This window comes from Salinibacterium sp. SWN248 (assembly GCF_015864575.1).
Lineage (GTDB): Bacteria > Actinomycetota > Actinomycetes > Actinomycetales > Microbacteriaceae > Rhodoglobus.
The window spans coordinates 496,745-510,695 of the sequence record NZ_JADYWW010000001.1; the positions used below are offsets into that span (position 1 = coordinate 496,745).

The 13,951-nt window shown below is 61.9% G+C and carries 12 protein-coding genes; 10 read left to right on the forward strand and 2 right to left on the reverse strand.

The genetic code is table 11. The annotated features are described in order from the left end of the window. The first annotated feature begins 48 nt into the window (after positions 1-48). Positions 49-687 carry a TrmH family RNA methyltransferase gene (locus I6E73_RS02220; RefSeq protein ID WP_197122612.1) on the forward strand — a complete coding sequence of 213 codons (639 nt, stop codon included), beginning with the start codon at positions 49-51 and terminating at the stop codon, positions 685-687. A 37-nt stretch (positions 688-724) separates the two neighbouring features. Here I6E73_RS02220 and I6E73_RS02225 read toward each other — a convergent pair whose 3' ends face one another. Together I6E73_RS02225 and I6E73_RS02230 are read right to left on the reverse strand one after the other, a co-directional pair. After that, positions 725-3,061 (reverse strand): beta-glucosidase, encoded by a 2,337-nt coding sequence (locus I6E73_RS02225; RefSeq protein WP_197122785.1) that lies wholly within the window; start codon positions 3,059-3,061, stop codon positions 725-727. Continuing rightward, the gene (locus I6E73_RS02230; RefSeq protein ID WP_197122616.1) at positions 3,058-4,092 is read right to left on the reverse strand and encodes a LacI family DNA-binding transcriptional regulator; all 1,035 of its coding nucleotides are present in this window, start codon (positions 4,090-4,092) and stop codon (positions 3,058-3,060) included. Before I6E73_RS02230 ends, I6E73_RS02225 begins: the two co-directional genes overlap by 4 nt. Before the next feature lie 222 nt (positions 4,093-4,314). Between I6E73_RS02230 and I6E73_RS02235 the strand changes: the two genes are divergently transcribed. The 9 genes from I6E73_RS02235 (at position 4,315) to I6E73_RS02275 (ending at position 13,926) form a co-directional block, all read left to right on the forward strand. Next, positions 4,315-5,583 (forward strand): extracellular solute-binding protein, encoded by a 1,269-nt coding sequence (locus I6E73_RS02235; protein WP_197122618.1) that lies wholly within the window; start codon positions 4,315-4,317, stop codon positions 5,581-5,583. Continuing rightward, positions 5,580-6,521: a carbohydrate ABC transporter permease gene (locus tag I6E73_RS02240; protein ID WP_197122620.1), complete on the forward strand. Its 942-nt coding sequence runs from the start codon at positions 5,580-5,582 to the stop codon at positions 6,519-6,521. The genes I6E73_RS02235 and I6E73_RS02240 overlap by 4 nt, the downstream gene beginning before the upstream one ends. Further along, a complete protein-coding gene (locus tag I6E73_RS02245) occupies positions 6,521-7,438 on the forward strand; it encodes a carbohydrate ABC transporter permease (protein WP_197122622.1) in 918 nt (305 codons plus the stop codon). The genes I6E73_RS02240 and I6E73_RS02245 overlap by 1 nt, the downstream gene beginning before the upstream one ends. Beyond that, complete coding sequence (locus tag I6E73_RS02250; protein ID WP_197122794.1) at positions 7,435-8,403, forward strand: sugar phosphate isomerase/epimerase; 969 nt, start codon at positions 7,435-7,437, stop codon at positions 8,401-8,403. Before I6E73_RS02245 ends, I6E73_RS02250 begins: the two co-directional genes overlap by 4 nt. 2 nt (positions 8,404-8,405) lie before the next feature. After that, a complete protein-coding gene (locus I6E73_RS02255) occupies positions 8,406-9,290 on the forward strand; it encodes an NAD(P)-dependent oxidoreductase (protein ID WP_231600515.1) in 885 nt (294 codons plus the stop codon). Further along, complete coding sequence (locus tag I6E73_RS02260) at positions 9,287-11,002, forward strand: dihydroxyacetone kinase family protein (protein WP_197122626.1); 1,716 nt, start codon at positions 9,287-9,289, stop codon at positions 11,000-11,002. Before I6E73_RS02255 ends, I6E73_RS02260 begins: the two co-directional genes overlap by 4 nt. Next, positions 10,999-11,478, forward strand: a complete 480-nt coding sequence (locus I6E73_RS02265) for a ribose-5-phosphate isomerase (RefSeq protein ID WP_197122628.1) — start codon at positions 10,999-11,001, stop codon at positions 11,476-11,478. The genes I6E73_RS02260 and I6E73_RS02265 overlap by 4 nt, the downstream gene beginning before the upstream one ends. Before the next feature lie 69 nt (positions 11,479-11,547). Further along, positions 11,548-12,606 carry a D-2-hydroxyacid dehydrogenase gene (locus I6E73_RS02270; RefSeq protein WP_307784199.1) on the forward strand — a complete coding sequence of 353 codons (1,059 nt, stop codon included), beginning with the start codon at positions 11,548-11,550 and terminating at the stop codon, positions 12,604-12,606. A gap of 72 nt (positions 12,607-12,678) precedes the next feature. Next, the gene (locus I6E73_RS02275; RefSeq protein ID WP_197122797.1) at positions 12,679-13,926 is read left to right on the forward strand and encodes an FAD-binding oxidoreductase; all 1,248 of its coding nucleotides are present in this window, start codon (positions 12,679-12,681) and stop codon (positions 13,924-13,926) included. Positions 13,927-13,951: the final 25 nt, after the last annotated feature.

A 13,951-nucleotide genomic window follows, 5' to 3' on the forward strand; every position in this document is an offset into this window, starting at 1 on the left:
GCCGCCACGAGGCGGTACTCAGGCTAGGCCGCTGACGACTATCGTGGAATGGTGACTGAACCGAACCCCAGCGTCGAGCTGTCGACCAACGGCGTGGGGCCCTGGCAGGGCGAATGGCCCACTGACGCCCACTACGATCCTGCGCTGCTCGAACGCGGGGATAGTCGCAACGTTATTGACCGGTATCGCTACTGGAACATGGAATCGATCATTGCCGATCTTGACGTGACGCGGCATCCGTTCCACGTTGCCATCGAGAACTGGCAGCACGACATGAACATCGGTTCCATCGTGCGCAGCGCCAACGCGTTCGGTGCCGACACTGTGCACATCATTGGGCGGCGGCGCTGGAACAAACGCGGCGCCATGGTCACTGACCGCTACCAGCACGTGCTGCATCATCCAGATGTCGCGGCCTTCGTCGAGTGGACTGAAGCGAACGACCTGCCGATCATCGCGATCGACAACGTGCCCGGCAGCGTCATCATCGAAACTTTTGACATCCCCAAGCGCTGCGTGCTGCTGTTCGGCCAAGAGGGCCCCGGGCTCTCTCCCGAAGCAATCGACGCTGCCACGGATGTCGTGGAGATCAGCCAGTTCGGTTCAACCCGATCCATCAATGCGTCAGCCGCGGCTGCCGTAGCGATGCATAACTGGATTACCCAGCACGTCAGCTTCACGAAGTAGGCCCGCGCGACTCGATCGGGCCCACTTCGCTTTGCCGTTAGTCCCTTACGACTACCGCGACGGGCGCGATGATCATTCGGTGGTGTCCGGCAACTCGTGATTCACCGGTCACCGTGAGCGATAGCCCGTCCGTTGCGGTGTCGCTTGACGTTCCGACGCTGAAGATCAGCTCGCCCGGCTCGACAATGCGCTTCATCTCGATGCCGGTGTAGGCGCTGAGCTCAGGGCTGATCGTGAACGAGACGTGCGCCGTTTCGCCCGGTTCGAGGGAAACGCGCGCGAAACCGACGAGCTTCTGAACCGGTCGAGCCACGGTAGCAACGGGGTCGGAAAGGTAGACCTGAACGGTCTCGGAGCCGGCGGACGCGCCCGTGTTCTTCACGTCGACGGACACTGTGGTCGCGCCGTCGATGTCGACCGTCTCATCGGCGAGCACAGCCGGGGAGAGCGAAAACGTGGTGTAGCTGAGCCCGTGACCGAACGCGAATGCCGGTGAGGTGGACTGGTTGGAGATCTTGTCGATAGTGCGGGTGAGTGGCGCTCCCAGGTAGAGGTGTTGTCCGCCGCCCGTCGTGAGGGGAATCTGAACGGGGAGCTTTCCCCCGGGGTTCACGCGACCGCTGAGCACGCCAACAATTGCGCCGGCACCTTCTTCGCCCGGGATGAAGGATTGAACCGCAGTGCGCACGCGATCACCGTACGTGAAGGCGTAGGGGCGCCCGCTGTTGGTGACTAGAATTACTGAAGCTCCGGTGTCGAGCACCGCATTCACGAGTGCTGCCTGCGTGCCGGGGAGCGCGAGATCGACGGCGTCGCATCCCTCACCAGAGGTTCCGCGCCCAAACATTCCGGGCAGGTCGCCCACCGTCAGAATGACCACGTCTGCGTCCCGTGCCAGTTCAACGGCTCGCTCGAGGTTGCCCGTCTCCGGGCCGAGAATGCTGGCGCCAGCCTCGTGGGTGACGGTCGAGTGGGGGAACTCGGCGCTCAGGGCGTCAAGGAACGACGGCACCTCGATGCCCAGTCCGAACTGCGGGTAGCGCGGCAGTACGTGCACGGGATAGGAGTAACACCCGAGCAGTGTTCGAGGATCGGCAGCCATGGGGCCAAGCACGGCAATGCGCCCGGAGAACTCGGGGGCGAGGGGGAGCAGGTTGTCATCGTTGCGCAGCAGCACGATGGATGCTTCGGCCACAGTGCGCGCAAGGGCTCGGTTGTCAGCGGAGTCGAGGTCGATGACCCGACCGCCCGTTTCGGGGTTTTCGTCAAGGAGACCCAGCTGTGCTTTCTGCAGCAGCACGCGATGAACCGCGCGATCGACAAGAGCTTCGTCCATCTGTCCGGAGCGCACCGCTTCGACGAGGGGAGGGAAGCACATACCGTTGGGGAGCTCGACATCCATGCCGGCCGCGAGCGACAGCGCGCCAGCAGAAGCGGCGTCAGCGGCAACCCCGTGAGCGCTGGCGAGGAAAGCGATGGCCCAGTAGTCAGAGATGACCGTTCCGGTGAAACCCCACTCGTCGCGAAGGAGTTCGGTGAGTAACGCTCGATCAGCGGCAATGGGAACGCCGTCAATATCGCTGTACGAGTTCATGACCGAGCGCACGCCGCTGTCACGCACCGCAACCTCGAACGGCACCAGCATGACATCCGCGATCTCACGCGGACCCGCCGAGACGGGGGCGTGATTGCGCCCCGAGGCTGACGCCGAGTAGGCCACGAAGTGCTTCAACGTGGCGATGAGGCCACTGGCCTCCAAACCGCTGGTGTACGCGGAACCGACGGCGGCCACGAGTACCGGGTCTTCGCCGATCGTTTCCTCAACGCGACCCCAGCGGTAGTCGCGCACGACATCCAATACCGGTGAGAGGCCCTGATGTATCCCGAGAGCCCGAAGGTCGGCGCCGATCGTTTCGCCCACCTTCCTGGCAAGAGCGGGATCGAAGGTTGCTCCCCAGGCGAGCGGAGCCGGGTAGACCGTCGCCCCCAATGAGTTGACGCCAGTGAGGCACTCTTCGTGGGCAATAACGGGGATGCCGAGCCGCGAAGCATCCACGACCAGTTGTTGCTTTTCTTTCAGCCGTTGAGTGACCTCGGAAACCGTTCCCGGCTCAGTGCCAATGACGCGGGTGAAGTGGCCGAGCCCAAGCGGGGCAACCTGATCGAACGGCGGGCGGGTGGCACCGAGAGTGTCTTGCATCGGGGCAACGACTTCGCCGGCACCACGCTTGTCAAACCAATAGCCGACGAGTTGTGCGACCTTTTCTTCGAGCGTCATTTCCTCCAGTGCCGCGGTTGCGCGCTGCTCATCAGAGAGCGAGGTGTCATGCCAAGCCGCGGAGCGTGTGGGGGAAGAAACGGAGGAGGTCGTCAAGAGTTGTTCCTGTCTAAAGGCGGTGCCGTTGATTCACGGACGACGAGGCGGGTAGCGAGTTCGATGTGGTGGGAGTCAAGATGCTCACCGGCGGCGAGCTGCTGCACGGTGCGAAGAGCCACCCGGCCGATGTCCTGCAACGGCTGATAAACGCAGGTCAGCGGGGGATTCGCCCACGACGCCACATAAGTGTCGTCATAGCCGACAAGGCTCAGGTGCTCGGGAACGCGGATGTCTAGCTGGCGCGCCGCTTCTAGTACGCCCATCGCTTGCGCATCACTCGAGGCGACAATGGCGGTGGGGCGATCGGTGCGACTGAGCAACTCGTGAGCAACGCGTTCAGCGGCATCGTGATCGAAGCTCGTGTGGGTGATGAAATCATCCGGGACGGCTATTCCGGCGGCATCCGCTGCGGACCGAAAGCCATCGACGCGGGCGCGGGCGCTGAGCGATTCAGCCGGGCCGCCAATGATCGCAATGTTTCGGTGGCCGAGGCCAATGAGGTGCTCCGTCGCGCTGCGGCCCCCGATCCAGTTGGTGGAGCCTACCGAAGCGACCGACGACTCATCCATGCGAAGGGGGTCGATGAGTACGATCGGGAAAGCTGATCGAGAGATCGCTTGATGGGTTGGCTCTGACATATCGACCGTGAGGATGATGGCGCCCACCCGCCCCGATCGATTGAGTCGGCGAATCACCTCCTGATCGGATTTGTGGGGACTAGGGCGAAATCGGCCAACGACTACATCAATTCCAGCCTCTTCGGCAGCGAGGGTGACGCCGCGCAAAATTTCCATGGCGTACGGACTGGTGAGTTTGTCGACGAGAAATTCGATCGTCGGGGCTGCGGCCGCGCCGCGCGGGCGACCGGCACCGTACCCGGTCGCTTCGATGGCGACTTCGATTCGGGCGCGCGTGGATGCCGCGACGTCGCTACGGCCGTTGAGCGCTTTTGAGGCGGTAGCGATAGAAACGCCGGCATGCTGCGCGACGTCATTCAGCGTTGGCCGCTGTGCTTTCGTGCTTTCCATGGTGCTCCTAGTCCCGAGATCGAAAGACTATCCAAGAACTCGAAAACTTTCAATAATTCGCTCACATAATTTTGCTGCACTCGGCAACAAATATTTGACAGTACCCGCTTTCTCGCCATAGTGTGACTCTCGAGACACCGAAAGTGCTTCGAAACATTTTCGACAAACAACTCAACGAAGAGAATTGGGACACATATGTTGCGGGCCAAAAAACAAAGATTTATGACTGGCGTTGCGGTGCTAACAGCGGGAGTTCTCGCGCTCACCGGATGCAGCGGCTCCGGTAGCGACGGCGGCTCTTCGACGGCAGTCGTCTGGGGCGTAGAGGGCGGGCAGTCAGCCTCCTACGAAGCAGCGGTTGATCGTTGGAACGAAACCAACCCCGACAGGCCTATCGAACTTCAGATGTTCGGAAACGACGGCTACTCCGACAAGCTCCGCATCGCTCTCGGAGCAGGTCAAGGGCCCGACTTGATGTTCGGCTGGGGCGGCGGAGTGCTCGAGGGCTACGTCGACGCCGGCTACATCGATCCCATCGAAGATCCCGAGATCACCGACCGTTATCTCGATGCCGTGAACGACAACGCCACCTTCGATGGCGCGGTCTATGGTGCTGCCATCAACAACATCCAGCCCGTTGTCATCCTGTACAACAAGGCTGTATTCGAAGAAGTGGGAGCTACTCCTCCCGAATCATGGGACGACCTGATGGATCTCGTTCCGGTCTTCAACGACGCCGGCGTCGCGCCGATCGCGCTGGCTGGAGCGAGCAAATGGCCGCAGCTGCCGTACATCTCGTACCTGGTCGATCGAATCGGTGGCCCTGAGGTCTTCGACGCGATTGTCGCTAATGAGCCCGACGCCTGGTCAGATCCCGCTATCGCGGAATCGATCGACATGATTCAGGACCTCGTCAAGGCTGATGGCTTCAACTCAGACTTTGCCGCACTCGACTACGGAAGTGGAGCTGCGGATGCACTGCTCTACACCGGCAAGGCCGCAATGATGGTCGCTCTTTCTCAGGCCTACTCAAACATTCAGACCAAGGCCCCTGATTTCGTCGACAGCGGCGATCTGGGCTACGTCACCTTCCCCACTGTCGGCTCAGGTTCGGGAGACACCACAGACCTCGTCGGAAACCCGTCGAACTACTGGTCGGTAGCGTCAGCGGCGACAGACGCTAATAAAGCGACTGTCACTGACTTCCTGGCGACCGAAGTGATGAACGACGCCTACATTGGTGAGGTCCTTGAGCGCTCTGCCGTTCCCGGGGTAAGCGACGCGAAAGACCTGATTGACCAGCGCGACGACGCCGACTTCCAGTCGTTCGTCTTCGATCTGTCGGATGACGCTGCGAACTTCCAGCTCTCCTGGGACCAAGCACTATCACCCGCTCAGGGCGCCGAACTCACGGTTCAGCTCGACCGAGTGTTCCTGCAGGAAATCGACGCCGACGAGTTCATGCAGCTCATGAACGCGACAATCAAGTGACGACCGTAACAACGACGACGGGGGGCATCCGTGCTCCCCGTCGTGGGTCGGCGCTCGCGGCTAGACAACGGTCGGGCGGGCCGTCACTCTGGTTCCTTCTTCCCGCAGCGCTCCTGTTCGGTGGCTTCGCCATCCTGCCGTTGCTGGGAGCAGTAGTTCTGTCGTTCACGCAGTGGAGCGGGCTCGGCACGCCGCAGTGGCTGGGAGCCGACAACTGGCTCTGGTTCGTCACAGACCCAGTGACCTACACGACGCTCGGCATCACGTTCGCCGTGATGTTCGGCAGCCTGCTTGTTCAGGGCCCGATCAGCATGCTTCTTGGCGTCTGGATCGCGCGCTCGGGAGGGTTCCGATCCTTCGCCGGACTCATCTTCTTTGTCCCGCTTCTGCTCTCGTCTGCGGCGGTAGCGCTCGCCTACAAGAACCTGCTTGACCCTAACTTCGGACTCTCCACGCAAGACGGCTTCGGATGGCTCGCGCATAACTGGCTCGGAGATAAAAACACGGTGCTCATCATGGTGATTCTGGTGATCGCGTGGCACTTCGTTCCCCTTCACACGCTGCTGTACCAGGGCGGTGTGCGTCAGATCCCCGCTTCGCTTTATGAGGCGGCATCGATCGACGGCGCCGGCAAAATCATGCAGTTCTTCACGATCACCGTTCCGCAGTTGAAGTACACCATCGTGACGTCATCCACGCTGATCGTGGTGGGATCGTTGACCTACTTCGACCTCATCTTCGTGATGACAGCCGGTGGGCCGGGATACGCGACACGCGTGCTGCCGCTGCACATGTACCTCACCGGGTTCCGCTCGGCAGAGATGGGCAAGGCAAGCGTGATTGCCACGGTTCTCGTGCTGATTGGGCTTGTGCTTTCGCTTGCGCTGACGCGCTGGAGCGGGTTCTCGAAAATGAAGAGTCAACAGGAGGGAATGTAATGAGTACCACCACTTCAGTGGATCCCGTGCGGGTCACTGCACCTCCCGTTACTGCACCGCCGACTAAGTCTGCGCCCGTGCGCCGGCGGCCATCGTTGTTCAGTAAGCACACCAACATTCCTGGCGGTCTGGGTGGCGCGCTCTGGCTGATTATCGTTGTCATCCCTCTCTATTGGGTTCTGACCACTAGTTTCCGCAGCAGCACTACCTTCTTCTCCGACGCACCGTTGTCGCTTCCCTCCGAGCCGACGCTCGCCAACTATGTCAAGGTCTTCGACTCGGGATTCTTCGGGTACTTTACGAACTCGGTCATCGTGACGATTGCAGCCGTCATTATCGCCGTGTTCGTCTCGCTCCTGGCGGCGTACACAATTGCGCGAAATACCCACGTCGTGTCACGGACTGCATTTTCGCTGGTGTTGCTCGGCCTCGCCGTTCCGCTCCAAGCGGCAATCATCCCTATCTTCTACATGCTTTCTCAGATGGGGCTTTACGACACTTTGCTGGCCCTGATCATTCCGTCAGCCGCCTTCGCAATTCCGATCACCGTGGTCATCCTGGTGAACTTTCTCCGGGATATCCCCGGTGAGCTGTTCGAGTCGATGCGTCTCGATGGCGCCACCGACTGGACGATGCTGTGGAAGCTTGTGCTTCCGCTGTCGCGTCCGGCCTTGATTACGGTCGGCATCTATAACGCTCTGGGTGTCTGGAACGGATTTCTCTTTCCGCTCGTGCTCACTCAAAGCCCATCCGTGCGGGTTCTTCCGCTTGCGCTCTGGAGCTTTCAGAGCGAACTCACGGTGGACGTTCCCGGGATTATGGCCGCAGTGGTCATGTCGATGATCCCGATCTTGACCTTGTACATCTTCGGGCGTCGACAGCTCGTTGCAGGCTTGACGGCGGGATTCGGAAAATGAGCGACAATTCAGCAGCAGATTCAACGTATGCCTCGAGCGCATCGTGGCCCATTGCCGCTGCGATGCTCCCCTTCGCAGCGAGCCAGGATGCTAGCCCCGAGGTGTGGTTCGATCAGCTCGCCCAGGTGGCATTCGAAGGTATCGATAGCGTCGACGTCACAGACAACTGGGTGCAGGCGGGCGATCTTTCGTCGGCACGACTCGAGGAACTGTCGGCCGTTATCGCAGAAGCTCACCTTCGACCGATTGCGATCTCAGCAATACGCCGAAGCGTGATCGACCCGGTGGCGGGCGACGACAACCTCGCCTACAGCCACCGCACCCTCGACGCAGCAGCCAGCCTCGGCATCCCGCTGGTGAGCTTCGGGCTGCACCGGCCGCTCTTGCCAGGACAAAAGACTTCGCAGTGGTTCTGGACCGAACCCGGGCCGGTGGACGATCAAGACGACGCTACCTGGGATCTCGCGACCACGCGCATCCGCGAACTCGGCACGCACGCCGCCGACCTCGGAATCGCAGTCTCGCTGGAGATGTATGAAGACACGCTGATCGGCACTGTCGATGGCGGCCTTCGACTCGTCGAGTCGGTAGGCCTCTCCAACGTCGGCCTTAACCCCGACCTTGGCAACATGTACCGACTGCATCGCGATATCGAGGACTTTCTCGAAGCAAGCGCGCGCTGCGCCCCGGTGTCTAACTACTGGCACGTCAAGAACTATTTTCGAGACGAAGATCGCGAGCGTGGCTTCGTCACCACGGTGCCCGCGCCCATGGAGTTCGGCTCGATGAACTACCGGGCCGCCATCGCTGCGGCGATCGCTGCGGGTTTCGCGGCACCGTTCTGTGTCGAGCACTACGGCGGTGATGGCCTGTCTGTCGCGGCCCGCAACGCAGACTACGTGCGCCGCATGATTGCGGTCGCACTCGGAGAAGCACGCACCGCCGTGCGCGGATTGGAGAGCTGACAATGACAAACGTGACGGTAATCGGACTCGGCGCGATGGGGCTGCCGATGGCAACCCACTTGACTAAATCCTTCGACGTGAAGGTGTACGACATCAACCCTGTTGCGCTCAACAAAGCCGCAGCGGCCGGGGCTACACCGGCGTCGTCACTCGAACAGGCAGCGGATGGTGCCGACGTCGTCGTACTGATCGTTCGCGATGCAGCACAGCTTCAGTCCGCATTGTTTGGAACCGGCGGAGTTGTGGACGGGCTAGCGCCCGGATCAGTCGTAGTCATCACATCGACTGTCGGCGAAACCGCCCTAGTGCGCGCTGCCGACCTTCTGCACGCACGGGGCATCCTCTGCGTAGACGCCGCCCTTTCCGGTGGCCCGGTTCGGGCAGAAACCGGCGACCTCCTGATCATGGTCGGTGGCTCGCCTGAGGCACGGTCGGTAACCCAGCCGGTACTCGATGCGCTCGGATCTACCGTGTGCGTCGTGGGCGACAAAGTTGGCCAAGGCCAGCAGCTTAAGGCCGTCAATCAGCTTTTGTGCGGCATCCACACTGCCGCTGCGGCAGAAGCCCTTGCCCTGGCGCATCAGCTCGGTCTTGACCTCGACATGGTTATTGACGTTCTTGGCGCGGGCGCTGCCGCCTCGTTCATGTTCGCCGACCGTGGTCCGCGTATTGCGCAGCAGCTACGCGGGGAAACCCCGCCGTTGCGTTCGCGACTCGACGTGATCGGCAAAGACATGGGTATTGTCGGCGACGTTGCCCGCGAGCGGAAAGTCAGCGTTCCGTTGGCGAGCGCGGCGGAGCAGCTGTATCGCATGGGCGAAGCAGCGGGACTTGCTGCAGAAGACGACTCGATCATCAGCACTCTTTTTGCTGCGAGCGACAAATGACCGTTCTTTTCAACGACCCTTCAGACTTTGCCGAGGATGCTCTCGACGGCTTTGTAGAGCTCTATGCCGATCGCCTGTCAGGAGTACCCGGTGGTGTGGTCGCGCATCGCCGCGGTGAGCCCAAGGTTGCTGTTGTTATCGGTGGCGGATCGGGCCACTACCCGGCATTCGCCGGTCTTGTTGGCCCCGGCTTTGCGACCGGTGCCGTTGTCGGCAACATCTTCACCTCCCCGTCGGCCGCACAGGTGTATTCGGTAGCGAAGGCTGCGAATGAGGGCCGTGGTGTGGTTTTGAGCTTCGGCAACTACGCCGGAGACGTGATGAACTTTGGAATCGCGGCTGAGCGTCTGCGCAGCGAAGGAATCGATACGCGGGTTGTGCTCGTGACGGATGACGTGGGCTCATCGCCCGACGCGGATCAACGCCGTGGAATTGCCGGCGACTTTACGGTCTTCAAAGTGATGGGTGCTGCCGCAGCGGAAGGACTCTCACTCGACGAGGTTGAGCGTCTTGGCCGGGCTGCGAACGACTCCACTCGCTCACTCGGTGTTGCATTCTCTGGATGCACGATGCCGGGTTCAGCCGAGCCGCTGTTCTCCATCCCGTCCGGCTCGATGAGCGTTGGGCTCGGAATCCATGGCGAACCAGGGGTGCGCGACGTTCCGCGGCTCACCGCCGATGAACTTGCTCGATTGCTTCTCGATGGTGTTCTGAGCGAACGGCCTGTCGGAGACTCGACCCGCGTCGCTGTCATCCTCAACGGGTTGGGAACGACGAAGTATGAAGAACTCTTCGTCGTGTGGAAGGCGCTTTCGCGATTGCTGAAGGATGCTGGTTTAGCGGCAGTAGGAGTTGAGGTCGGAGAACTCGTAACGAGCCTCGACATGGGCGGCTGTTCGCTCACCCTGATGTGGCTCGATGAAGAACTCGAGCGCACCTGGACTGCTGACGCTTACACTCCGGCGTACCGAAAGATCAGCGCGGGCCTCGACAAGCTGACCCCGGTCGAGCCGGGAGCAGCATCGATCGCTCAGGCCTCCGCCCCAGAATCTACGGAAGCATCGCGGGCGCTGATGCCCCTGCTGGTGGCTGCAGTCTCGACCGTTCGCGCTGTCCTGCACGACAACGCTGTCGAGTTGGGCGACATCGATGCGGTCGCAGGTGACGGGGATCACGGCCGCGGAATGGTCAAGGGTATTGACGCCGCTGCAGGAATCGTCGACAACTCAACGTCGGGAGGCGTTGCCGGGAACCTCCGCCAAGCCGGGCGCGAGTGGGCCACACGCGCCGGCGGAACCTCCGGAGTTCTCTGGGGTGCCGGCCTTGAAGCCGCAGCGGAAGCGATTCGCGATGACCGTCTTGAGTACGACGCCACTGTCGTAACGGACGCTGCCGAGGCATTCCTCGAGGCTATTCAGCAATTAGGCGGAGCTGAGGTGGGCGACAAGACATTCGTCGACGCGCTCGTGCCGTTCATCCACACTCTCAAGCGCGACGTAGACCGCGGTGAGGAGCTCAGCGCTGCCTGGAGTAACGCGGCCGATGCTGCAGCACTAGCAGCAGCAGCCACAGAGAGCCTGACGCCCAAGAAGGGCCGGGCTCGACCACTCGCCGAGCGCAGCATCGGAACACCCGACGCTGGCGCAACCTCATTCGCGTTGATCGTTGGAGCACTCGCTCAACCCCGCACAGCCTGGAAGGCAGATTCATGAGCACTACGACCCCGCTGATCCGCGTCGTTATCGGTAGCGACGACGCCGGATTCGAGTACAAAGAGATATTGAAGGCGGATCTCGAAGCCGATCCGCGTGTAGCCTCCGTCGTCGACGTCGGAGTCTCCGAAAGCGAATCCACGGCGTATCCGCACATTGCAGTGGATGCCGCTCGCCTAGTTGCCGCTGGCGAAGCCGATCGCGCTCTCCTCGTGTGCGGCACTGGTCTTGGCGTCGCGATCGCCGCCAACAAAGTGGAAGGGATCCGTGCGGTGACTGCCCACGATTCTTTCTCTGTGGAGCGAAGCGTTTTGTCGAATAATGCCCAAGTGCTGTGCTTCGGTCAGCGCGTTGTCGGGCTTGAACTCGCACGACGCCTGGCGCGGGAATGGCTCGGCTACACCTTCGACTCGTCGAGTGCCTCCGCCGAAAAGGTCGCAGAGATCGAACGCTACGAACTGCGTCCCTCTGTCTGATTAGCGGTTTCCCGCACATCCGCCACTCGCCTCCCGGGCTCGGCGGCACAACTAAAGGAGTCGGTTCGAGTGGGAATCGCAGCAACGAGATTAACGGTCGGGGTGGCCACGCCCCTCAGCGAAGAACTGTGTGCGCTGATCGAATCGTTGGAACCGCGCGTGCAACTGATTCGCGACCAGTCGTTGTTGCCTCCGATGCGATTTACGGCGGACTACGCGGGCGATCCTGACTTTCGTCGCACAGCGCAGCAGCAGTCGCAGTTTATGCAACTGCTCAACTCTGCCGACGCCCTCTACGGAATCCCCGATCTGTCGACGCCTCTGCTGAAAGAGGTCGTGCAGCAGAATGACCGTCTTCGCTGGGTTCAGACGATGGCGGCGGGCGGTGGAGCTCAGATTCGAGAAGCGGGCTTCACGCGGCACGAGCTCGATCGGGTGGCGTTCACCACCTCCGCGGGAGTGCATGGCGGGCCGCTCGCGGAATTTGCGTTATTCGGGTTGCTGGCCGCGAGCAAGTCGCTCCCTCGGCTGCTTCGGCAGAGCCAGGCACACGAGTGGAGCGAGCGGTGGCCGATGGCGCAGCTCAGCGACCACACGATACTGCTGCTCGGACTCGGCGGGATCGGATCGGCGCTCGCCGAAAAGTTGAGTGCGCTCGGCGTCCATGTCATCGGGATGAGCCGCCGCGGCGAGATGGTTCCCGGAGTCGCCGAGATCATCGAACCGCACAACCTGCCCGCGGCGATCCAACGCGCCGACGGAATCGTGGTGTCGTTGCCAGGCACGCCCCACACCGAAAAGCTCGTCGACGCCGAATTTTTCACAATGGTTAAGCCCGGTGTCACTGTGGTCAACGTGGGGCGCGGCAGCGTGATCGACGAACAGGCTCTCATCGCTGCGCTCGAAGACGGTCGTGTCGGCTTTGCGGCGCTCGACGTCGTAGAAACAGAACCTCTGGTGAAGTCGAGCCCGCTCTGGGAGATGGACAACGTGCTGCTGAGCCCGCACACTGCAGCGCTGAGCTACGCGCAGGAAGAGCAGATTGCGCGACTCTTCGCTCGAAATGCCAGCGCTTTCCTGGATGGTCGTCCCCTGCGCAACGTCGTCGACACGGTGCATTTCTACTAACGCTGCTCTCTCGGCGGCCGTCGCGATGCACAATGGAGTAATCAGCACGTCAGCTTCACGAAGTAGGGAACTATGACACAGCCCGCGAAAGTCACCATTATTGGCGCCGGAATCGTAGGGCTGTCAACGGCCTGGTTCTTGCAGGAGCGTGGCGTGGAGGTCACCGTGCTCGACCGCACGGGCGTTGCCGCTGGTGCTTCGCTCGGTAACGCCGGCTGGGTTGCTCCCGCACTGACACTTCCGCTGCCGGAGCCCTCGATCTTCAAGGTCGGCATCAAAGCGGTTATCGACCCCACCTCGCCCGTGTACGTTCCGGTCGCCGCCAACTCGACGCTGCTGCGCTTCCTCGCCGGCTTTGCGCGTCACTCGACGCCCAAGATGTGGCGCCGCAACATGGTCACGTTCGCCGAGATCAACAAGTGGAGTCTCGAATCCTTCGACCGGATGGAAGACGGCGGAGTCTCTGCAGCCCTCAAGCACGCCGACCCCTTCCTTGCTGCTTTCACTAATGAATCCGACCGCCGTGTCATCACCCACGAATTCGATGAGGTCGCGGCCGGCGGCGGTCACGTGAGCTTTGAGAAGATCACCGGCGACGAGCTGCGCGAGTTTGAGCCGAGCGTCTCCAAGCTCGTGACGCATGGGCTGCGCGTGGATGGCCAGCGTTTCATCAACCCTCCCTCGTTCATGGAGGTGCTGGCGGCATCAGTGCGCGCTCGCGGAGCCACGATCGTGGAAGGCGCGAAAGCGACCGGCATCCGCGACCTCGGTGCTGCCGGAGTTGCCGTTGATGTCGAGGGCCAGAACGCGGTACTCAGCAACGAAGTCGTCATCGCGACCGGAACCTGGCTTGGTGACCTCGCCCGCCAGTTCGGCGTGCGCCAAGTTGTGCAGTCGGGCCGCGGCTACAGCTTCAGCGTGAAGCCGCCTGTGATTCCGACACACCCGATCTACCTGCCCGCCCAACGCGTAGCCTGCACGCCCCTCGGGGATCGGCTGCGCGTGGGAGGCATGATGGAGTTCCGGTCGGTCGATGCGCCTGCCGATTCTCGTCGCATCCAAACCATCGTCAACGCGGCCAGCCCGATGTTCGACGGCGTCGACTGGGATGCCCGCGAAGAAGAGTGGGTCGGCTCGCGCCCCTGCACTCCCGACGGCCTACCGCTTGTCGGAGGCACGCGCTCGCCGCGCGTTCACGTCGCCGGCGGTCACGGCATGTGGGGCGTCACCCTCGGACCATTGACGGGGCGGATTCTCGCCGACTCCATCACCGGTGGCGACAAGCACCCGCTGCTCACCGCCTTCGACCCGCTGCGCTAAGACATTTCGACGAGGGATGAAGGAG